20 protein-coding genes are annotated in these 18836 nt (G+C 67.1%); 10 read left to right on the top strand and 10 right to left on the bottom strand.

Annotated elements, in window-relative coordinates; all coding sequences use genetic code 11:
- Position 1: 1 nt before the first annotated feature.
- Entirely contained in the window at positions 2-433 is a 432-nt protein-coding gene (locus IXW21_RS04710) for an ArsR/SmtB family transcription factor (RefSeq protein ID WP_228528168.1), read from the bottom strand.
- Positions 434-859: 426 nt separating this feature from the next.
- Positions 860-1744 (bottom strand): phosphotransferase, encoded by an 885-nt coding sequence (locus IXW21_RS04705; protein ID WP_194763102.1) that lies wholly within the window; start codon positions 1742-1744, stop codon positions 860-862.
- Between the two features lie 286 nt (positions 1745-2030).
- Here IXW21_RS04705 and IXW21_RS04700 point away from each other — a divergent pair, with 286 nt between their 5' ends.
- The gene (locus tag IXW21_RS04700) at positions 2031-2594 is read left to right on the top strand and encodes a hypothetical protein (protein WP_194763101.1); all 564 of its coding nucleotides are present in this window, start codon (positions 2031-2033) and stop codon (positions 2592-2594) included.
- 62 nt (positions 2595-2656) lie between these two features.
- On the opposite strand, the gene IXW21_RS04695 is transcribed toward IXW21_RS04700, so the two are convergent.
- The gene (locus tag IXW21_RS04695) at positions 2657-3301 is read right to left on the bottom strand and encodes a hypothetical protein (protein WP_194763100.1); all 645 of its coding nucleotides are present in this window, start codon (positions 3299-3301) and stop codon (positions 2657-2659) included.
- Positions 3302-3356: 55 nt separating this feature from the next.
- Positions 3357-3662 carry a hypothetical protein gene (locus tag IXW21_RS04690; protein WP_194763099.1) on the bottom strand — a complete coding sequence of 102 codons (306 nt, stop codon included), beginning with the start codon at positions 3660-3662 and terminating at the stop codon, positions 3357-3359.
- Between the two features lie 117 nt (positions 3663-3779).
- Between IXW21_RS04690 and IXW21_RS04685 the strand changes: the two genes are divergently transcribed.
- Complete coding sequence (locus IXW21_RS04685; RefSeq protein ID WP_194763098.1) at positions 3780-4043, top strand: hypothetical protein; 264 nt, start codon at positions 3780-3782, stop codon at positions 4041-4043.
- Between the two features lie 300 nt (positions 4044-4343).
- Here IXW21_RS04685 and IXW21_RS04680 read toward each other — a convergent pair whose 3' ends face one another.
- The 3 genes from IXW21_RS04680 to IXW21_RS04670 all read right to left on the bottom strand — a co-directional run bounded on the left by IXW21_RS04680 (position 4344) and on the right by IXW21_RS04670 (position 6614).
- A complete protein-coding gene (locus IXW21_RS04680) occupies positions 4344-4742 on the bottom strand; it encodes a hypothetical protein (protein ID WP_228528167.1) in 399 nt (132 codons plus the stop codon).
- A gap of 167 nt (positions 4743-4909) precedes the next feature.
- On the bottom strand, positions 4910-6055 hold the full coding sequence (locus IXW21_RS04675; protein WP_194763097.1) for a CU044_5270 family protein: 1146 nt from the start codon (positions 6053-6055) through the stop codon (positions 4910-4912).
- Positions 6021-6614 (bottom strand): RNA polymerase sigma factor, encoded by a 594-nt coding sequence (locus IXW21_RS04670; protein ID WP_323742167.1) that lies wholly within the window; start codon positions 6612-6614, stop codon positions 6021-6023. Before IXW21_RS04670 ends, IXW21_RS04675 begins: the two co-directional genes overlap by 35 nt.
- A gap of 931 nt (positions 6615-7545) precedes the next feature.
- On the opposite strand from IXW21_RS04670, the gene IXW21_RS04665 reads away from it, so the two are divergent.
- The 3 genes from IXW21_RS04665 (at position 7546) to IXW21_RS04655 (ending at position 10955) form a co-directional block, all read left to right on the top strand.
- Positions 7546-8874, top strand: a complete 1329-nt coding sequence (locus IXW21_RS04665; protein ID WP_194763096.1) for a DUF1254 domain-containing protein — start codon at positions 7546-7548, stop codon at positions 8872-8874.
- Positions 8875-9295: 421 nt separating this feature from the next.
- The gene (locus tag IXW21_RS04660) at positions 9296-9733 is read left to right on the top strand and encodes a hypothetical protein (protein WP_194763095.1); all 438 of its coding nucleotides are present in this window, start codon (positions 9296-9298) and stop codon (positions 9731-9733) included.
- A 175-nt stretch (positions 9734-9908) separates the two neighbouring features.
- Entirely contained in the window at positions 9909-10955 is a 1047-nt protein-coding gene (locus IXW21_RS04655; protein ID WP_194763094.1) for an NAD(P)-dependent alcohol dehydrogenase, read from the top strand.
- A 63-nt stretch (positions 10956-11018) separates the two neighbouring features.
- Here the strand turns inward: IXW21_RS04655 and IXW21_RS04650 are convergent, their stop codons facing one another.
- Entirely contained in the window at positions 11019-11702 is a 684-nt protein-coding gene (locus IXW21_RS04650) for a class I SAM-dependent methyltransferase (protein ID WP_228528166.1), read from the bottom strand.
- Positions 11703-11740: 38 nt separating this feature from the next.
- Here IXW21_RS04650 and IXW21_RS04645 point away from each other — a divergent pair, with 38 nt between their 5' ends.
- A complete protein-coding gene (locus IXW21_RS04645; protein ID WP_194763093.1) occupies positions 11741-13231 on the top strand; it encodes a dihydrolipoyl dehydrogenase family protein in 1491 nt (496 codons plus the stop codon).
- Between the two features lie 31 nt (positions 13232-13262).
- Here the strand turns inward: IXW21_RS04645 and IXW21_RS04640 are convergent, their stop codons facing one another.
- Both IXW21_RS04640 and IXW21_RS04635 read right to left on the bottom strand, forming a co-directional pair.
- Entirely contained in the window at positions 13263-13904 is a 642-nt protein-coding gene (locus IXW21_RS04640) for a CDP-alcohol phosphatidyltransferase family protein (protein WP_194763092.1), read from the bottom strand.
- Complete coding sequence (locus IXW21_RS04635) at positions 13897-14553, bottom strand: TVP38/TMEM64 family protein (protein ID WP_323742165.1); 657 nt, start codon at positions 14551-14553, stop codon at positions 13897-13899. The genes IXW21_RS04640 and IXW21_RS04635 overlap by 8 nt, the downstream gene beginning before the upstream one ends.
- Positions 14554-14691: 138 nt before the next feature.
- Between IXW21_RS04635 and IXW21_RS04630 the strand changes: the two genes are divergently transcribed.
- The 4 genes from IXW21_RS04630 to IXW21_RS04615 are packed head-to-tail and all read left to right on the top strand — an operon-like array spanning position 14692 to position 18791.
- A complete protein-coding gene (locus tag IXW21_RS04630; protein ID WP_194763090.1) occupies positions 14692-15933 on the top strand; it encodes an ABC transporter substrate-binding protein in 1242 nt (413 codons plus the stop codon).
- A complete protein-coding gene (locus IXW21_RS04625; RefSeq protein ID WP_194763089.1) occupies positions 15930-16805 on the top strand; it encodes an ABC transporter permease in 876 nt (291 codons plus the stop codon). The genes IXW21_RS04630 and IXW21_RS04625 overlap by 4 nt, the downstream gene beginning before the upstream one ends.
- A gap of 4 nt (positions 16806-16809) precedes the next feature.
- The gene (locus IXW21_RS04620) at positions 16810-17745 is read left to right on the top strand and encodes an ABC transporter permease (RefSeq protein WP_194763088.1); all 936 of its coding nucleotides are present in this window, start codon (positions 16810-16812) and stop codon (positions 17743-17745) included.
- On the top strand, positions 17742-18791 hold the full coding sequence (locus IXW21_RS04615; protein WP_194763087.1) for an ABC transporter ATP-binding protein: 1050 nt from the start codon (positions 17742-17744) through the stop codon (positions 18789-18791). Before IXW21_RS04620 ends, IXW21_RS04615 begins: the two co-directional genes overlap by 4 nt.
- Positions 18792-18836 lie beyond the last annotated feature (45 nt).

The following is an 18836-nucleotide window of genomic DNA, read 5'->3' as shown; positions in this document are numbered from 1 at the left end:
GTCAGACTCCTTCTTCGTTTCGTGGATCTTCTGCGGTGTCGCTGGTGTCGGGTGCCCCCTGGGTCCCTGAGCCCACGCTCTGGGTCCCTGAGCTTGTCGAAGGGCCGGCCAGCAGGTCGTCGAGTCGGGCGATGCGCGACCGCCACAGCTCTTCGTATCGGGCGAGGAGCGCCCTGGCGCGGGCGATCATCTCGGGGTTCGCGCGGACGAGCCGCTCGCGTCCCTCGGCGCGCTTGACGATGAGATCAGCCGCTTCGAGCACGGCGACATGCTTCTGCACCGCGGCGAACGACATCTCGTATTCGGAGGCGAGGGTCGAGACGGACTGCTCCCGCTCGATCGTCCGGCGCAGGATGTCGCGCCGGGTCGACGTCGCCAATGCGTGGAACACACGGTCGACCTCCGCTTCGCTCAGTTCTCTTTGTGCAACCATTTGGTTGTACGTTATGCCTGAGTGGAGCGGATGTCAAGGGGTTCCGTGAGTTGCGTCTTCAGATCGGACTAGACGCTTTACATCGGACCACACGAGGCTGACCCGGACTGAGTCCGATCTGAAGCAGAGCGCTGGGGTCGGGTCAATTCGCACCGGTGATGAAGCCAGCTGGGATCGCGGGGGAAGTCAGATCGTCAGGCGGACTCATGCGCGACGACGGTCGAAGGCAAACTTTCGATCCGGATACGGGCGGGATGTTGGTTGACGGAGCGCGCGCCGAAACCCATACACCACCCGTTTTGGTTCCCTACGGTTTCGGCGGGGGGTTACGGCGGGTCGACTCTCGGCGTGTCGCGCCTCCCACCCACCACCACGGGAACCCGGCCGTAAACGATCGTTTTCGGCGTGCCGGGAACGAGAGTCGTCCTATCCCATCGTCAGTAAGGCCACGTCGCTCAGCACGGCATCACGCTGGCGCCCGTACTTCGCAAGCACGTCATGGGGAGAACTGATGAGGGCCTTCCACAGCGCCCACGCAGCTCCTCGCAACCAGGCATCCTCTGGCAGCTCCAGCCGTTCCCGCAGTCGATCACGTTCGCGAAGGCTGCAACTCAACCATGCGAAGCCCAGGTCGGAAGCCGGATCACCAACGCACGCCTGCCCGAAGTCGATGAGCGCGGCCAATTGGCCGCCGCTATCGAACAACATGTTGCCTGGAGCGACATCGCCATGCACCCACACCGGCGGCCTGGTCCACACTGTGCGTACGGCGGCATCCCAGAGTGCGCGACATCCCTCAGCGTGGCGGCTGTCCAGGAGTGGGAGCAGGGCCTGAACGTCCTCGGCAACCGCACTGATGTGACAGCCTCGGTAAGCAGAGGCCCTTCCCGCCCATGGGCCTCCGGCTGTGCCGCATCCCTGCAGCTCCCTAAGTGCGTCGCCCAAAGTACTGATGGCTGTCTCTCGCTCGGGTGGTTCGACTGCCTCCAGAGTGTGCCCCTCAATCCACTCGCGAACGGACCAAGGTCGCTTGAACTCCGCCGAGGGGGCTCCGGTCGCCACCACGCGGGGGACTGCGACACGAAAGCTCGCGCCGAGGATCGCGAGAGTTTGCTGCTCCCTGACCAGGCCGGGGACGTAGCCGTCAGAGCTCGGGAGGCGGACACTCATTCGATCGCCCAGCCGGAAGGTGCGGTTGTCCCACCCCTGAACTTCCACCGGGCGGATCGGCAGCTCCGACCACTGAGGGAATTGCTCCGACACGAGGGTTCGAACCAATAGAGCGGTGATCTCTTCGGAAGCAGCAGCCATCGCGCCAGCTTAACTCGACGACCCCGCGAGCTTGCGACAGTCGTCGATAATCCCCGGAAAGGGCACCGAAATCGTCCGCCGAAAGCACGTTGCGGAGAGCGATATCGGTAGGGGCTCGAACGCGATTAGCTTGATCGAGCCACAAACGATCGTTTTCGGCGACCGACGCGTGACACAAGGAGGAAGTGTCGCCCGTTTGGGGGACATACAGAGCCGACCTCTCTCTCATAGGTTGAACGAGCAATCAGTCTCCGCTTCTCGGAGACGACGAACGACCGGAGGAAGTATGAAGATTCGTCACGTTCTGTCGGCGGCTGCAGCCATCGTGCTTGCAGGCGCCCTTGTCGCCGCGCCCGCATCGGCATCCACAGACGACAGTGGGATCGAGGTTGAGCAGATCCCCGGACTGTCTCAGGAAGATGTTCAGCAGCGGGAGGAGCTGTTCGCGCTTGCTGAGACGCAGACCCCTGAGGAGGTCCAGGAGCTCATTGCTGAGGGGGCAGCGACCGGTGCTCCACTGGAGATCCTTTTCGACGTCGAGTCCGGAGTTGAGATCGCGGCCCGTCCCTCCGAGGAGGCTCCCGTGGCCGCGCGCGCTATCGACATGAAGTGCCTGGATAACCCGGCCAAACTTTACGTTCAGGCCGGCGGTGGTCGACAGGCGATCTATTGCTTCCGCGGCACGGGTGTGTACAACGGGACGTGGGGCGCGGCCTTCAAGATCTCGGCCGGCGCGTACACCACGACTGCGTGGTACGGCACGAACCTGACTCAGGCTTACTTCGCAACCCCTGGCAACACGACCGTGTTCTCGTCAGCAGTTACGGTCGGAAAGATCACACGCTCGTAATGAAGTAATCGTGCACAGCGGGTGCATCGGCAACAGCCGGTGCACCCGCTCTGTGTGTCCAGTCAGGCTCGAAAAGCAGCCAGCGACGGCAATTGACTATCGCTCGTGAACGACATCACGTAGCGCACAGTCGTGTTGGTCTCCTCGTCTGGAACGGAAAGAACTACGGTCGAACTATCCGCCTCGCATGCCACGCTTCCCCCCTCACCCGAGGCGACCGCGGCGATCACACAGCGGTTCCCCTCGTGATCGCGTGCCGCCCACACCCGAGACTGCTCTACCTCCCCGAAGTAGACGACGCTCTCCGTGTCGAACATGGCCGCAGATGGGGGCACCGCATGCGCGAGGGGAGCTTTCGTCGCGACGATACCAACCCCGAGCCCCACTCCCAGACCGACGCTGAGCATGCCAGCGCCGACGGCCGCCACCACCCACTTACTCCTACGGCTCGTGTTCTGTGTAGACGCCAGGGGCGACTGCGCGGCATCTGCCGACCTACGGTCTGGAACAGTTGAAGAATCGACCGCCCGAGGGGTTTCGGTCGTGCCCTCAGCTGACGGGGTCTCCTCCGACAAGTCGTCGTTGACACGAGGGGTGGGCTTTCCTTCGAGAGAGGCAAGTTTGTCTAGCTGCTCTTTCGTGACAACTCCGCCCCTGCCATACAGGGATCGTTGCATCGCCTTGATCTCGGACTCGTCAGTACTCACACCACCACCATAGTGACGGCGATCCGATCTGCAGCGAGCGTGGTTAGCACATCGACTACAGGCCCATCTCCCTAGCCGCCACAGCGGTTCTGGCAATGAACACTGAGTCCAGCGATGCCGTTTTTCCGATGCGGTTGTTGAGCTTCATATCAGCGAAGATTCTCTTCGCTTCGATCGTCAGCTCGTCGTCGGTTGGGAACTGAGAGAGGCGAATGCGATCGAACGTGCTGAGCGGCCCGGCTGGGATCTGTGGCTGCGGCCGCTCGTAAACCAGACGGTCCGAACGGCTGCCGTCGCTGTAGGTGATGATCACGGTGCACTGGCTTGTGTAGTCGATGCGCGCGGAACGGTGGGATGTCATGGTGTGACCCAATCACAGATCGCGGCAGCCCGGGGGCTGACGGCTCCCGGGCCGGTTCAAAAAGTGCGGGCGATCAGCCCAGGCGCCGGTGTTCTGCCGTGCAGATAAGCTCGCCCCATGAGCAAGCCCGCGCCGTCGCTAATCCAGCAGCGCCTCGCGCTCGGACGGTTGCGTCTGACTTCACTGTTCACAATGACCGGCTTCGGCGCACTGGCCGTGCTCCGCGGCATAGGACTTGACCCCACCGAAGTTCTCGACTGGGTCGTCTTCGTATTCTCACTGGCGCTCGCGTTGTACGGCGTGAAGCTCTGGTTCGACTACCGCCGCAAGGTGCGCGCCTTCGAAGCCACGCACGGGCCCGACGCCGGCAAACAGTCGTAGCGTGGCGCGCAACCTCTCGACTCCCTGCTTTGCCGTTAGGGTTCGCGAGGGTTGCATCTCAGGGTGATTCACTGGCCAATCCGACCCTGGCCAGGTGGAACCTCCAGCGACTCAGTTCTGGCGCACCCTTCCGGCGGATCGACGACGTCGGGTGCTGGATCCGAATCGGCAAGATATCGGTCGATTAGTGACATGTGGCGCTCCCTCACAACGACTCGTGCGGTACGTGGCCGGTCGCCGCGATTTCGTCTCAAGCCCGCTGATCCGCCCGCGCGGCTCGTGGGGGCCGGCCAGGTGCGCCTATTCCTCGACGGTCCACCACGCGACCGCGACGAGGCAGAGGCCGGTGCCTGTGTTCCGGAAGAAGATGTCGCCGGGGTATTCCTCGCCGGGGTTCACGCGGTCTGCGGGGAGAGAGAGGTTGATGCTCCACGATGGGTCGAGTGGCGCTTGCTCGGGCCAGTACTCGGGCGTGAACACTCCGGGCTCTTCTGCTGAGAGCCCCTCCCAGTCCTCGGGATCGCGGAGTTCCGGCGCGCTGTCCGCGCACACGTAGGTGTCAACGTCTCCCTCTGAGGCAGCATCGATGATTCGTTCCGTTGTCTCGATGACCTGCGAGCCGTCCGATCCCCAGAGCATGGCGTCGACAGAACAACCTGTCCCGAGCACACCGACGATCCCTAGGGAGAAAGCCGCCAAGAAGCATCGCATGATGGTCGCGCGTGGTCTCGTCGCGCTCATCGAAGGGTTCCGGTCGGAGAGACATCGATAGGAACCCCGTACAGGGCCGGCGTGATGTCGATGGATTGGGTGGGAGGCAGGAGGAGCGCGCTCGGGTTGATTCCGTAGAGGTTCATGTCCGTTGCCTATCTATCGCAGGTCGCGATATCGGTGGGCGCAGCGTCGACGACCGACGTCGTCACGGCAGTCCAGCTCGTCGCTGTCCCTGCGGGGAAGCTGGCGTATGCGGTGAGTGTGACCTCTCGTTCGCCGATGTATTGTCCGGTCTCGGGGTCGATGATGATGTCGTATTGGACGTTGTTCGCCGGTTCGAGCCGTCCGATCGCGATGCCGGTGATGCCATTCAAGGTCGCTTGCTGATCCGTGATCGCCACGCCTGGGATCAGTGCGGCCGCTTTGTACAGCGCTGCCCTGAACTCGGCAGGCGCGGTCCCTCGATAGAGGGCGCTTCTGATCCACTCGAGCGCCTCCCCATCGCGAGACTGTCCAGCGTTGCCGTTCAGTTCGTAGATCTTGCTGAGGAGCTCGGCCGGGTCACGCGGGAGTGCGTCGTCGTTGACGCTCGTGTCCGTCAGGGTCTGGTACCCGACGACGCTGCGCCCATCGGGGCCGATTCCTCCAGGGAATTGCCGGATGACGCTCGAATCGTACTCGTAGAAGCTCGCGGCCTGTTCGCTGGCAAAAGCTTCTGATCTGGGACCGAACGTCTGGAGTGGCCGCCGTCCGCATTGAATCCATACCCAGTCATCGTCACGGTCAGCCGGTACGTACAGCTCGTCGTGATAGCTGTCGATCATGGAAACGTTGTCTTCGGGCAGGATGTTTCCGTCGTTTGCTTGAATCTTCTCGGCGTCCTCTTCCAGAGTTCCGACGGCACCGAAAGCACCATCGGTGCGAATGAACAGATACTGGCCGGGTCCGACGATGGGATCGCTGACTTCCATGGTTGCAAGGGCCGCCGAGTGGAGCGCACTCGCCGCTGCTGGATCGGCTCCGCCGTTCCAGCCAGCAACCCCCAGGACGTTGGTCACCACGAGTGCGACAGCCACGCTCGTCGCACCGAGAACGGAGAACCCCGCCCACGCGACCGTGCGACGGCGACGCGCAGGTGTCGGACGGAACGTGGTCTTCTCGCCCACCTGCGCGAAGAGCGCCACAGGTGTCTCGCCATCGATCCGTGCGGCGAGGGCAGCGCGTCCTCGAGCCAACACCTCAGGGCCTGGCTCACGTGAGTCATCACGCGTGTTGCGGAGCAGCGTCAGCTCGTCCATGATCCGTCTCCTGTTCGGTAGATGTGAGTACAGCCGCCCGGCGCAGCTTTCGCCGCGCGCGGTTGAGTCGCGAGCGCACGGTCCCGATCGGCACATGCATGGCGTCCGCGATCGACACGTAGTCGAGATCTCCCCATGCGTAGAGCAGTAGGGTGTCCCGGTCTACCTCTGGCAATCGCCGCAGGGCCTTCGCCAACCGTCGAGTGAGCCGTGCAGCATCGATGCGTGCGCCGGCCTGCTCGATGAAGTCCGGCGTGATCTGCGCGGCGAGCTCCGCGGACACGCCTTTCCACGCGATGGCTTCCAGGCGGGCGTGTTTGTGCATTAGCCGCGTCGCGATGCCCAGCAGCCATGGCCTTGCACTCGGCACCGTCACGTCGTAGGCCGAACGTCGGTCGAACGCCACAAGGAACGTCTCGGACATCACATCCTCGGCCGCGTGATCGCCTAGCCGTTGCGCTACATAGCGATACACCGACGTCGCATGCCGGGCATACACCGTCTCGAAGACAGCTGGCTCGAGGACCGAGCGTTCAATCACCTCGTTATCGGGGCTCACATCCGTATTGCTCGATTCCCTGGATTCGGTTCACACCAATCCTGCAAGACACGATCCCCGTTTGACGCTCACGGCACGGCTCTGGCCAAACGCAACACCGCCGAAAACTTCCGCCGAAAGCGAGTTTCGGAGAACGATATCGGCAGCCGTTTGAAGGCGAGCAACTCGCTCGCGCCGCAAACGACCGTTATCGGCTGCCTGGCGGTCGACCTGTGGTGCTCTTGGTTGTGGTGAGCCAAGATGGGGGGCCATGTCTCGCCCCCGTTACGCTTCTGCGACAGCTCTGGTTCTCGCGTCGATCACGCTTCTCTCTGGCTGCAGTACTGACCCCGTCGGATTCTCGGACCTTGAAGGGGAAAGAGAAAGCCGCGATGAGTTGCCGGAACTCACGGACTATGCGTATGACGACGTCGACGAGTCGCTACGTCGGGGAGCATGCGGGCACTTCGCTCTGGCTCGCTCGCGGCCTCGAAAACTCAACCGTTTGTCTTGTCGCGGACGCAGGCGAGGATGAGTGGGTGGTGGGCTGCGGTGGCGGCACGGTCGGGGTCGACGGTGTGGCAGGCAAGTACCAAGTCGTAGTCGACGGTGTTCACGCACCGGAAGGAGCGGTCAAGATCTCCGAGAACGTCTACGCCTGGTAACCGCCCAAATTGTCTACCAACGTCGCCTCTTACCCCGGACGGGGCAGAGACGAGCGGGACAGTCCGAGATCAGCCGAAAGCCATTGCCGTTTGGCGGTTGCGGCGAACGTTTGTGACGGGAACTCCTAGGCAGGCACTAGATCGCGCCGTAAACAATCGTTTCCGGCAGGCCAGGCGCGCACCTCTCTGACACCAGTGGTTGCGGGCTGCGCCATTCGAAACGGTGGCCTTCGGGGCGCGGTTCACCCTAGGCTTCGAGGTATCAGGGACCCAGGGGGAAAAACTTAATGTCGCAATTCGATCTCAGCAAGGTTGCCGTCGACGCGTACCTGTACGCGTACCCGCTCGTGACGATGGAGTTCACGCGGCGCCAGATGACGAACGTCCCGGACGCGAATACTGCGTTGTTGCGGGCACCGGCGAACCAGTTCGCACACGCCCGGGAATACCCCGCAGCAGAATCCAAGGACGTCGTGCGTTTCAACTTCGACACGCTCTACTCGTTCGCGTGGCTCGATCTCCGAGACGGACCTGTGATTCTGCACACGCCCGATGCGCCTGACCGGTACTACCTCACGCCCATGCTCGACATGTGGACGGACATCTTCGCCGTTCCCGGCAGCCGAAACACCCTCGGTGAAGGTCGCGACTTCCTCATCGCGCCACCCGCGTGGAGCGGCGAAGTCCCCAGCGGACTCGACCTGATAGTCGCACCGACGCCGCATGTCTGGGTCATGGGTCGTACACAGAGCAACGGCCCCGACGATTTCGCGGAAGTCCACCGCATCCAGGACCAGTACCGCATCACCCGTATGGACGCGTACGGCCAGGAATCAGGCACGCCTTCTGCGGCACCCGTTGACCCGAGCGTGGATGATGTGACACCGCCACTGGACCAGGTGAACGCGCTCAGCAGCGTCGAGTTCTTCACACTCTTTGCCGAGTTGCTAAAAGAGAACCCGCCGCACGCTAACGACTACCCGATCCTGCACCGGATGCGCGCCATCGGAATCGTGCCAGGCGAGGACTTCAACCCTGCGGTGCTGGACGATGCTGCTACTGCCGCCGTCTCGGCAGCTCGAGACACGGCCCTGCAGGATCTCGTGAAAGCGATGACCGAAGCCAGCATCGGGATCGTGCGAAACGGGTGGAACTGGGAGCAGTCGTTCGGGACGTACGGCACCTCGTATCGCGTGCGCGCCCTTGTCGCAATGGCCGGGCTCGGAGCAAACCTGCCCGAGGACGCGATCTACCCCAACGCCTTCGTCGATGCCGACGGTCAACCATTCACCGGGGAGCACAACTACGTGCTCCACTTCGACGCCGGCCAACAGCCCGGCGTGGACGCCTTCTGGTCCCTCACGATGTACGACGGCGACGGCTTCCAGGTCCCGAACCCCCTCAACCGATTCGTGATTCGCGACCGAGACCCACTGATCGTCAACCCTGACGGTTCACTCGACATCTACATTCAGCACGCATCTCCAGGGGCCGAGCGCGAAGCGAACTGGCTACCCGCACCACAGGGAGCGTTCGCCCCGATGCTCCGGCTCTACTCGCCCACCACCGAAACCCTTGCCGGAGACTTCACCCCGCCGAAGATCATCAAGAGATAGGCCAACCGAACTACCGCACGGCGCCGGACCCATGCCGGTTCAGTAGCCGACCGAAAACCCCCGGCGTATCGGGATTCCGGTGAACGTTAACGGACCCCGTTCCGGGACTCCAGACCGGATCGCGCCGTAAACGATCGTTTCCGGCGTGGGATCGCTGCGTCCTCCTTTCCGAGCGATGCGGTGAGTGGGTTCGATAGCGTGAGCCACATGACGCTGCGCGATACGCAGGAAGCTCACGCGGCCCTTCTGACCGCGGGAGCGGTCATGCTCGGGCTCGGGTTCGTACTTGCACAGTGTTTCCCAAGGAGCTTGGGCTCGGCTTAGGCTTGGCGATCGCTGGTGTTGTTCTCTCCCGCTCAGCTGCGGAAGGTTCGGCGGGGTCGTCCTCCACGACGACATCGAACGTAGATACACTCTCGCCATGGAACAGGCCCGGACCTTCGACCAGGACGACTGGGAGACTCATGCCAGACGCACCACACGACGCCGCGTGACGTGGACCATTCTCATCACCGTCGCCGTGGTGCTCCTGCTGTTCTACGCAGGGCGTGTGGCCTGGCTGTTCGTGATGGCGGACGAAGGCGATGTCCCACCTTCGTCGGTGATCCCGCTCCCCGCAGGAGCCGAGATCCTCGGCGAGAGCGAGGGCTGCGGAAGCGGCGGATGCACACTGAACGTCACCGTGCGCCCGCCCGCCGGTCAGTCCGCTGATGACCTCGCCGCCGAGATGGGCACCACCCCACAGCTGCTGGTCCCTGGAAACATCTGGGACCCGCGCACCGTGTCAGTGTTTGCGACGACGTCGGGAAGCACCGTGAACATCAGCCTCGACTTCTCATCCGACGAGTGGGTGCCGTAGATCTGCGACGAGAGCATCATCTCGGCGCGTGATCGGCACGCGCGACCTTCCACCGTCGGTTGCCGGAGCATCGTCTACGACCCGCCCCCGGGCCGATAATCGATATGGCAGGGTCGAGCGTTCCCGCCTTCCGCACCGCGCGGCAGACCACTCGATCTGTTGGAAGGAAGACACCATGAAAGCTCTCCGCTATGTCGAGATCGGCAAGCCCCCCGTCGTCGTCGACATCCCGATTCCGAAGCCCGGCCCCGGCCAGGTGCTGCTCAAGGTCACCGCGGGCGGCGTCCGCCACTCCGACGACTACGTCATGGGCCTCCCCGAGAAGGACTACCTCGAGCAGAGCTACCCGCTGCCGCTGACGCTCGGTCATGAAGGCGCGGGCATCGTGCACGAGATCGGCGAGGGCGTCGACTCGACGCTGAAGGTCGGCGACGCCGTGGCGGTCTACGGCCCCTGGGGCTGCGGTCGCTGCCACAACTGCTCGCAGGGCATGGAGAACTACTGCACCAACGCCGCTGCCGAGGGCATCCGCCCTCCCGGTCTCGGCAGCCAGGGTTCGATGGCCGAGTACATGATCGTCGACGACGCCCGCCACCTCGTGCCGCTGGGCGACCTCGACCCCGTGCAGAACGTCTCGCTGACGGATGCCGGCCTCACCCCGTACCACGCGATCAAGCGCTCACTCCCGAAGCTCGGTGCAGGCACCTTCGCGGTGGTCATCGGCACCGGCGGGCTCGGCCACGTCGGCATCCAGATCCTGAAGGCGATCTCGGGCGCCACCGTCATCGCTCTCGATGTGAACGACACCAAGCTCGCGCTCGCCACCGAGGTCGGCGCCGATCACGTGCTGATCAGCGACGCCTCCGCAGCGGAGAAGATCCGCGAGATCACCGGCGGACTGGGGGCGAACGCGGTGTTCGACTTCGTGGGTGCGAACCCGACCATGGCCCTGGCGCAGAGCGTCGCCGCACTCGACTCCGACGTGACCATCGTCGGCATCGGCGGCGGGACCATGTCGCTCGGCTTCGGCTCGATCGCTTACGACGCCGCCGTGCGCATCCCGTATTGGGGCTCCCGCTCCGAGCTGATCGAGGTCCTCGACCTCGCACGCGCCGGCAAGATCCACGTGCAGACCGAGACCTACTCGCTCGACGACGGCCCGAAGGCCTACGAGGATCTCGCCGCGAACAGCATCCGCGGCCGCGCGGTCATCGTCCCCTGACCGACGAGCGCCGTGCGGTCGGGTCACCACCGCACGGCGCTCCGGTCACACCCCGAGACCTGGTCAGAGCGGCGAACCGCTCGCGAGCGTCGCAGCGACCGCCACGATATGACCGCCCTTGCGCTCGGCACGCCGCACCGACGACGGGTCGACGGCATCGCGCTCGAGCATCCGCCACGGCCTGGCCGAGATGTCGGCTCCGCCCGTCGCACAGGCCAGACGCGCCAGCGGTGAGAGCACCCGCCAGACGCCGTGCGGCGGCTGCATGTCGACGATGCACGCCCGTGCGCCGGGGCGCAGACACGCCCGCGCACGACGCCAGGCCTCTTCCCGCTCGGTGATCACACTGAGCGAGTACGTCGCGAAGACAGCATCCGCTCGTCCGTCACCGTCGCCGCGCAGGTCGGTCACGGCTCGGGCCACATCCTCTGGCCGCAGCTCTGCAGCATCCGCCCGGATCAGGCGAACCCTGTCGCTCCAGCCCTCCCGGTCGATCCGCCGCTGGGCCACCGCCAGCATCTCGGCGCTGCGATCGATGCCGATCACGATCCCCGACGGCCCCGTCGCCGCCAGCAGGGGTGCGAAGTTCAGCCCGGTCCCGCATCCGAGATCGATGACGACCTCGCCGGATCCCGGTGCGAGCAGCCTGATCCCCGTCTGCCGCCCGGCCCGATACACCAGGCGCTCACCCGAGAGCACGTCGTACCAGCGCGCGCCCGCGCTGTACCGCCGCATCAGTGCAGCCATCCGGCCTCCCGCCTCCGCGTCCACTCTAGGCTTCAGGCATGAGCACTCCTTCTCGCAGACCCGCGCGCGCCCTCACGGCCCGCGAAGCCGGCGCACGCACGTGGGATCTGGTCGTGATCGGGGCCGGCAGCGCCGGGCTCGTCGGGGCCCGCACCGCCGTCGCGCTCGGTGCGAACGTGCTGCTGATCGAGGCCCACCGCTTCGGCGGCGAGTGCCTGCACACCGGATGCGTCCCCTCGAAGGCGCTCATCGCCTCGGCCGCCGCCGCCCACGCCGCGCGCAGCAGTGCGGACCTGGGCGTGACCTCGACCGCGGTCGACGTCGACTTCGCCGCGGTCATGCGGCACGTGCACTCCGCGATCCGCGAGATCGAGCCCGTCGACTCCCCCGAGACGCTCACCCGAGACGGCATCCATACGCTCGTCGGGCGCGCGCGGTTCGACGGCCCCCGCTCGGTCGTGGTCGACGGCGAGCGCATCGCCTTCCGCGACGCGCTGATCGCGGCGGGAAGCGCACCCGTGCGCACGTCGGTCGAGGGTGAGGGGGCGATCGACGTGCTCACGAACGAGACGTTCTGGGAGCTGGCCGAGCTGCCCCCACGTCTGCTCGTGCAGGGCGGCGGCGCCATCGGATGCGAGCTCGCGCAGGCGATGGCACGGCTCGGCAGCGCGGTCACGCTGGTGCACCGCGGCGATCGACTGCTGCCGAAGGAGGATGCCGCGGCGAGCGCCGTCGTCCTCGCAGCTCTGCGTGCCGACGGCGTCGACGTGCGTCTCGGCACGACCGTGAGCGCGTTCGAGTCCACCGGGTCCGACGATGATCCCTGCCCGTCAGGAACCGCGACACTGAGCGACGGAACGCAGGTCGCATTCGATCGAGCGCTCGCCGCACTCGGGCGCCGCGTCGAAGCCGCGGGTCTGGGGTTGTCGGCGGCGGGTGTGCGGCTCGACCCGCACGGCGCCGTCGACGTCGATGTCGCCCTGCGCACATCGAACCCCCGCATCCGCGCCGCCGGAGATGTCACGCCGCTGCCGCGGTTCACGCACACCGCAGGCATGTACGGCAGCGTCGCCGCGACGAACGCGGTGCTCGGGCTCTCACGCAGGGCCGACGTCGACGTCGTGCCCCGCATCACGTTCACCTCTCCCGAGGTCGGGGCGGTGGGCATCACGCCCGATGCTGCTCGCGCGCAGGGGATGCGTGTGATCGTGCATTCCCACGCTCATCTCGACCGGGCGATCGCCGACGGGCACACCGACGGCTTCACGAGCATCGTGGTCGATCGGCGGGGCCGTGTCACCGGGGCCGTGATCGTGGGGCCGCGCGCAGGAGAATCGCTCGCGGAGTACACCGTGGCGGTGAAGACCGGCATGAACGTGCGCACGCTGGCCACGACGATGCACGCCTACCCGAGCTACTCCGACGCCGGGTGGAACGCGGTCGTGAAGGAGGCGCAGCGCGGCCTCCGCGGCGGGGTCGTCGCATTCGGCATCCGCCTTCTCGCCCGACGGCGCCGCCGCCGCGCCTGAGCCTGCCCGCCCCTGCCTCACCCCGCCCGGCTCAGCGCAGGCTGCGATAGCCGACGACGATGCGCTGCACAGCGCTCACGGCCACGAAGAGCGCCCACACGACGGCGATCTGCCACGCCCAGAACGGCAGGATGAGCCACAGCGCGTGCACCGCGATGGTCTCGGTGCCCTCGGCGATCCGCCCGAGGAACGACAGCGACCGCCCGTCGTCGATCGTGCGACCGGTGCGCTCGGCGATCGACGAGAAGGCGAGGAAGGCCGTGCCGTTCACGTAGTACACGAGCAGCACGACGAGGAAGGGCCACCACGGGGCGCCGAACTGCGACGTGGCACCGAAGGCGACGCCCACGACGGTCGCTCCGTAGACGACGAAATCGGCGGTGATGTCGAGGAAGCCGCCTGCGTGGGAGGGTGTGGACTCCCGGCCCTCCGCCTCCGCCTGCCGTTGACGGCGTCGGGCGAGGGTGCCGTCGAGACCGTCGGCGATGCGTGAGACGAGCCACAGCACGAGAGCAACCCCCCACAGCTGGAACCCGGCCGTGACCGCGGAGGCGATGCCGAGCGCGAGTCCGAGTACGGTCAGCCGATCGGGGGTGATCCCCGGGCGGTCGAGGGCCGCCGCGATCGCCTCGAGTGGCCGGGCGAGCACGGATCGCAGAGAACGGTCAAGCATCGTCGTCGCTGCCGTTCTTCAGCTCGGATGCGGGGCTCTCACCGTTGGGTCGGCGCAGGATCGTCGCCGCCACGACACCGCCGAGGATGAGCACGCCCAGCACGGCGACGGCGATCCAGAACGGCGGCCCGAGCTCGAGCCCGAACGCGCCGAGTGCCACATACGCGGCGGACCCGGGCAGGATGCCGATGGCCGTGCCCAGCGCGTAGTCGCGGCGTCGCACCGCCGTCAGGCCGGCGCCGTAGTTGATGAGCGTGAAGGGGATGATCGGCACCAGCCGCGCCCCGAGCACCGCGAGGAGTCCGCGGTGCGCGAGAGCGGCGTCGAGGCGCGCGACCCGGGCTCCCGTGAGACGCTCGACGGCCTCCCTGCCGAGCGCCCGACCGATCACGAACGACGCTGCTGCGCCCAGCAGGGCTCCGACGTAGACGAGCACGAGAGCGAGCCAGAAGCCCCACACGAGCCCTGCCGCGATCGTGAGCAGATTCTTGGGCACGGGCGTCAGCGTGAGCGCGGCGTATCCGACCACGAAGAGCAGCGCACCGCCGGGGCCGAGCCCGGCCGCCCAGTCGCGCACCGCCTCGAGGTCGGTCGGGGCGAGAAAATACCCAACCGTTCCGACGAGGGCGACGAACAGAAGGAGAAGCACGAGGCGGACGATCGCCGACCGCTTCGAGGGGGCGACTCTGACACGCGAATCACCAGCGTCCACAGGCATCCTCCCCGACTCCTATACCCTAGCCCGGCGCGATATGCCGATACACCGACTCCGAAGCGAGGAACCCCGATGAGCAGCACCGGACGCCGATATCGGAGGAGCGCGGCCCTCGCTCTCGCCGCACCGCTGATCGCCCTCACCGCCTGCGCTGCTCCCGACAGCAGCGCCTCGACGACCTACGACGACTGGGACGCGGTGCTCGCGGATGCCGAGGGCCAGACCGTGCAGCTGTGGATGTACGGCGGCGACGATCAGGGCAACGCCTACGTCGACGACATCCTCGCTCCTGCCGTCGCGGAGTACGGCGTCACGCTCGAGCGGGTGCCCGTGACCGACACCGGCGATGCGCTGAACCGCGTGTTCACCGAGATCCAGGCCGGCCGCGAAGACGGCACGGTCGACCTCATCTGGGTCAACGGCGACAACTTCCGCACCGGCAAGGAGGCCGATGCCTGGCTCTGCGGCTGGACCGATCTGCTGCCGTCGATGGCAGCGACCGACCCGGATGACCCCCTTCTGCAGTCCGACTTCGGCACCCCCGTCGACGGCTGCGAGGCGCCCTGGCACAAGGCGCAGTTCACGCTCGCCTACAACGCCGAGGCGATCTCCGACCCTCCCACGACTCTCGCGGAAGTGCTCGAGTGGGCCGAGGCCAACCCCGGCCGCTTCACGTATCCCGCTCCCCCGGACTTCACCGGATCGGTCTTCGTACGCGAGGTCCTGGCGAGTGTCTCCGGCGGTGCCGACGAGGTGCCCGCCGAGTACTCGGACGAGGCGTTCGACGAGCTGAGCCCCGCCCTCTACGAGCGTCTCGACGAGCTCGCCCCGAGCCTGTGGCGCGGTGGCGACACGTATCCCGCGAACGAGGCCGAGCTCGGACAGCTCTTCGCCGACCGCCAGATCGACATCACCATGACCTACGGCCCGGCGACGCTCACCGATCTCGTCGCCGACGGCACCTACCCGGCCGGGACGAAGGTGCTGCCGCTCGAGGACGGCACCGTGGGCAACGCCAGCTTCCTCGGCCTGCCCGCCAACTCCGACTCGACCGCGGGCGCGATGGTCGTCGCGAACGTCGCCCTCTCGGTCGAGCAGCAGGTGGCGAAGGCGCAGCCCGATGTGTGGGGCCAGTTCACGGTGCTCGACATCGAGAGCCTGTCGGATGCCGACCGCGCCCTGTTCGACGCCCTCCCGGAGTCGCCGGTCGTGCCCGGCTACGAGGTGCTGTCGGAGAACGCGCACGGGGAGCTCGCGGCCGAGTGGGTCCCCGCCCTCGATGAGGGCTGGCGCACCGGCGTGCTCGACCGATGAGCTTCGCGCCGGTGGCGCGCCGCCCGGGGAGCGCTCGTCAGCTCCTCGGCGGCGCGTTGCTGGTGCTCCCCGCCGCAGCCGTGACGCTGCTCGTCGTGGGCGGCGGCATCACCGCCACTCTGCTGCAGGCGCTCGGCCTCATGCCCATAGCGGGGCCCGTGACACCCGGAGTCGACGCCTTCACCGCGCATCCCGAGGACCTTCTCGCAGCGACCGGTGTATCGATCGCCATCGCCACGGTGTCGACCGTCATCGCCGTCGTCGTCGGCACAGCCGCCGCGGTCGTCATCGCCTCCGGTCGGGCGGGCAGCCGCCTGCTCACCGCCCTCGGAGCGACGACCGTGACGGTGCCTCATCTCATCGGAGCCGCGACCATCGGACTCCTGCTCTCGGATGCCGGGGTGCTGCCGCGACTGCTCGGCATTCCGCCCGAGCAGTGGGCGCCCTGGGTCGGCGGTCCGCTCTGGGGTGCGGTGATCGCGGAGTTCGCCTGGAAGGAGTCGGCGTTCGTCGCGCTCGTGGTCACCGGCACCCTCGCGACCCGTATCGCCACCTATGACGAGACCGCCGCTCTGCTCGGCGCCGGCCGGTGGCGCCGCTTCCGCCATGTGCTCCTTCCCTTGACCGCGCCGACCATCGTCATCTGCGCCGCGATCAGCTTCGTCTACGCCCTGGGATCGTACGAGGTGGCCTGGCTGCTCGGCCGGACGTATCCCGAACCGCTGCCCGTGCTGGCCGTGCGACTCTTCCAGGGCGTCTCGCTGGCGTCTCGTCCCGAAGCGGCAGCGGTCGCTCTCGTCACATGTGCGATCTCCCTCGCCGTCGTGGCCCTCACCTTCGCGGCGCTGCGACGCACCGCGGTCTGGCGGTGAACGCATGCCGTCGACCAGTCTCACGACGAAGGAGCGCCGCGCCGCGCCGAGCGCTCTGACCACGCCCCGCGGCATCGGTCGCGTCATCCGCCTCGCCCTCACCGCGCTGCTGGTGATCTGGTTCGCCCTGCCGTTCCTGCCCCTCGTGCTCTGGGCGTTCGCCGACGGCTGGTCCTTCCCCTCGCCGCTGCCCACGGCGTGGGGCGTGCGGGGCATCGAGGATGCGCTGGGATTCGGCCTGCTTCCGGGCTTCGCCCGGTCCGTGCTGCTCGGGCTCGTCGTCGCCGCGATCGCCACCCCGCTGGGCGCGCTCGCGGCGCGAGCGCTGACCTTCGGCACCGTCCCCTTCCCCCGCACGGTCTCGGCGCTGCTGCTCGCCCCCATCGCCCTGCCGCCGTTCGCCGCGGTGCTCGGCGTGAACGTGCTGCTGCTGCGCGCGTACATCCCCCCGCTCATCGGCGTGGTGCTCGTGCTGGTGGTGCTGGCACTGCCCTACACGACCTTCGTGATGCGCACGGCGTACGGCGCCTACGACCTGTCGTACGAGGACGAGGCGCGACTGCTCGGCGCCTCCCGCACGCAGGTGCTCCGACGCGTGCACCTGCCGATGATCTCTCCCGCGCTCGCTCGCGCCGCGTTCCTCGCGTTCCTCGTCGCCTGGAGCGACTACATCGTGACGGTGATCGTCGGCGGCGGCGAGGTCGTCACCCTTCCGCTGATCGTCGCGAGCGCCGCGGCAGGCCTCGGCAACGACGCCGCCGTCGCCGTCATGTCGCTCAGCGCCGTCATCCCCCCGGTCCTGCTGCTCGTCGCCGTGCTGGCGCTGCGCGGCTCCGGCCGGTCCACCGCCCGGAGGCGCCGACCGTCGTCCGCTCTGTCGCGCTCCGATGCTGCGATCACCCCCGATTCCCGCCGCACGACATCAGGAGCATCCGCGTGAGCGCCGACCTCGTCCTCGACGGACTCGACAAGAGATTCCCCGGCTCGCCCACCCCGGCGCTGCACGGGTTCTCGCTCACCGTGGCGGCGGGCACCTGCACGGCCGTTCTCGGACCCAGCGGTTCGGGCAAGAGCACCCTGCTGCGGGTCATCGCGGGGCTGGAGACGCCGGATGCCGGAGCCGTCCGCATCGGCGGAACCGATGTCGCGGGCGTCGCGGCGGAGCATCGCGGAGTCGGCATGGTCTTCCAGCGATCGCTGCTGTTCCCCCACCTCACGATCCTCGACAACGTCGCGTTCTCCGACCGCGTGTCGGGCATGAGTCGCCGTGCCGCGCGTTCCCGCGCCGCGGAGTACCTCGAGATGGTGCAGCTGCCCGGATTCGGAGACCGCCGGGTCGGCGAACTGTCGGGCGGCCAGGAGCAGCGCGTCGCGATCGCACGGGCGCTCGCCGCCGAACCCGCCGTGCTGCTGCTCGATGAGCCGTTCAGCGCCCTCGATCCCGCGCTCCGCAGCGACATGCACGACCTGCTCGACGCCGTGCGCGCGACGGTCTCACCCACGATCGTGCTCGTCACGCACGACCGCGACGAGGCGGCGCGGGCGTCGGATCGCATCGCCCTGCTCGAACACGGCGAGCTCCTGCATGAGGGCACCGTGGTCGAGGCGTACCGCCGACCCCAGAACCTGCGAGCGGCTCAGCTCATGGGCGGACGCAACGAGATCGCCGGAGAGGTGCGCGGCGGCCGCCATCACAGTGCGCTGGGGGCCGTGCCTGTGCCTGCGGAGATACCGTCGGGGATCGGAACCCTCGTGATCCGGCAGGAGGATGTGGCCGTTCTCGACGCTGGCGCCGGCCCCGCGGATGCCGGTGCGATCGCCGGAGTCGTGGAATCGGTGCGGGTGACCGGCGCGCGCTCCGAGATCGCCGTCCGCTGCGGCGACGCCCTGCTGCACGCCGAAGCGCCTCCGACACAACGCTGCCAGCTCGGCGATCGGATCCGCCTGCTGCTGCCGACGGCCGCCGTGCACGTCGTCGCCGGCTGACGCTCACGATCGCCGCGGCGCACATCGTCGCCGGCTTATCCCGAC

This window comes from Microbacterium sp. UFMG61 (genome assembly GCF_015354505.1).
Taxonomy (GTDB): Bacteria; Actinomycetota; Actinomycetes; order Actinomycetales; family Microbacteriaceae; genus Microbacterium.
Note: the sequence above shows the minus strand (reverse complement) of the source record. Positions and strands in the feature narration are given on the sequence as shown.

What these genes read in the sequence shown, in the direction of transcription:
- IXW21_RS04665 (WP_194763096.1), top strand. Translation starts at nt 7,546, where the DNA reads ATGTCGCAATTCGATCTCAGCAAGGTTGCCGTCGACGCGTACCTGTAC.
- IXW21_RS04630 (WP_194763090.1), top strand. Translation starts at nt 14,692, where the DNA reads ATGAGCAGCACCGGACGCCGATATCGGAGGAGCGCGGCCCTCGCTCTC.
- IXW21_RS04620 (WP_194763088.1), top strand. Translation starts at nt 16,810, where the DNA reads ATGCCGTCGACCAGTCTCACGACGAAGGAGCGCCGCGCCGCGCCGAGC.
- IXW21_RS04660 (WP_194763095.1), top strand. Translation starts at nt 9,296, where the DNA reads ATGGAACAGGCCCGGACCTTCGACCAGGACGACTGGGAGACTCATGCC.
- IXW21_RS04700 (WP_194763101.1), top strand. Translation starts at nt 2,031, where the DNA reads ATGAAGATTCGTCACGTTCTGTCGGCGGCTGCAGCCATCGTGCTTGCA.
- IXW21_RS04655 (WP_194763094.1), top strand. Translation starts at nt 9,909, where the DNA reads ATGAAAGCTCTCCGCTATGTCGAGATCGGCAAGCCCCCCGTCGTCGTC.
- IXW21_RS04640 (WP_194763092.1), bottom strand. Translation starts at nt 13,904, where the DNA reads ATGCTTGACCGTTCTCTGCGATCCGTGCTCGCCCGGCCACTCGAGGCG.
- IXW21_RS04690 (WP_194763099.1), bottom strand. Translation starts at nt 3,662, where the DNA reads ATGACATCCCACCGTTCCGCGCGCATCGACTACACAAGCCAGTGCACC.
- IXW21_RS04645 (WP_194763093.1), top strand. Translation starts at nt 11,741, where the DNA reads ATGAGCACTCCTTCTCGCAGACCCGCGCGCGCCCTCACGGCCCGCGAA.
- IXW21_RS04705 (WP_194763102.1), bottom strand. Translation starts at nt 1,744, where the DNA reads ATGGCTGCTGCTTCCGAAGAGATCACCGCTCTATTGGTTCGAACCCTC.
- IXW21_RS04625 (WP_194763089.1), top strand. Translation starts at nt 15,930, where the DNA reads ATGAGCTTCGCGCCGGTGGCGCGCCGCCCGGGGAGCGCTCGTCAGCTC.
- IXW21_RS04650 (WP_228528166.1), bottom strand. Translation starts at nt 11,702, where the DNA reads ATGGCTGCACTGATGCGGCGGTACAGCGCGGGCGCGCGCTGGTACGAC.
- IXW21_RS04675 (WP_194763097.1), bottom strand. Translation starts at nt 6,055, where the DNA reads ATGGACGAGCTGACGCTGCTCCGCAACACGCGTGATGACTCACGTGAG.
- IXW21_RS04685 (WP_194763098.1), top strand. Translation starts at nt 3,780, where the DNA reads ATGAGCAAGCCCGCGCCGTCGCTAATCCAGCAGCGCCTCGCGCTCGGA.
- IXW21_RS04710 (WP_228528168.1), bottom strand. Translation starts at nt 433, where the DNA reads ATGGTTGCACAAAGAGAACTGAGCGAAGCGGAGGTCGACCGTGTGTTC.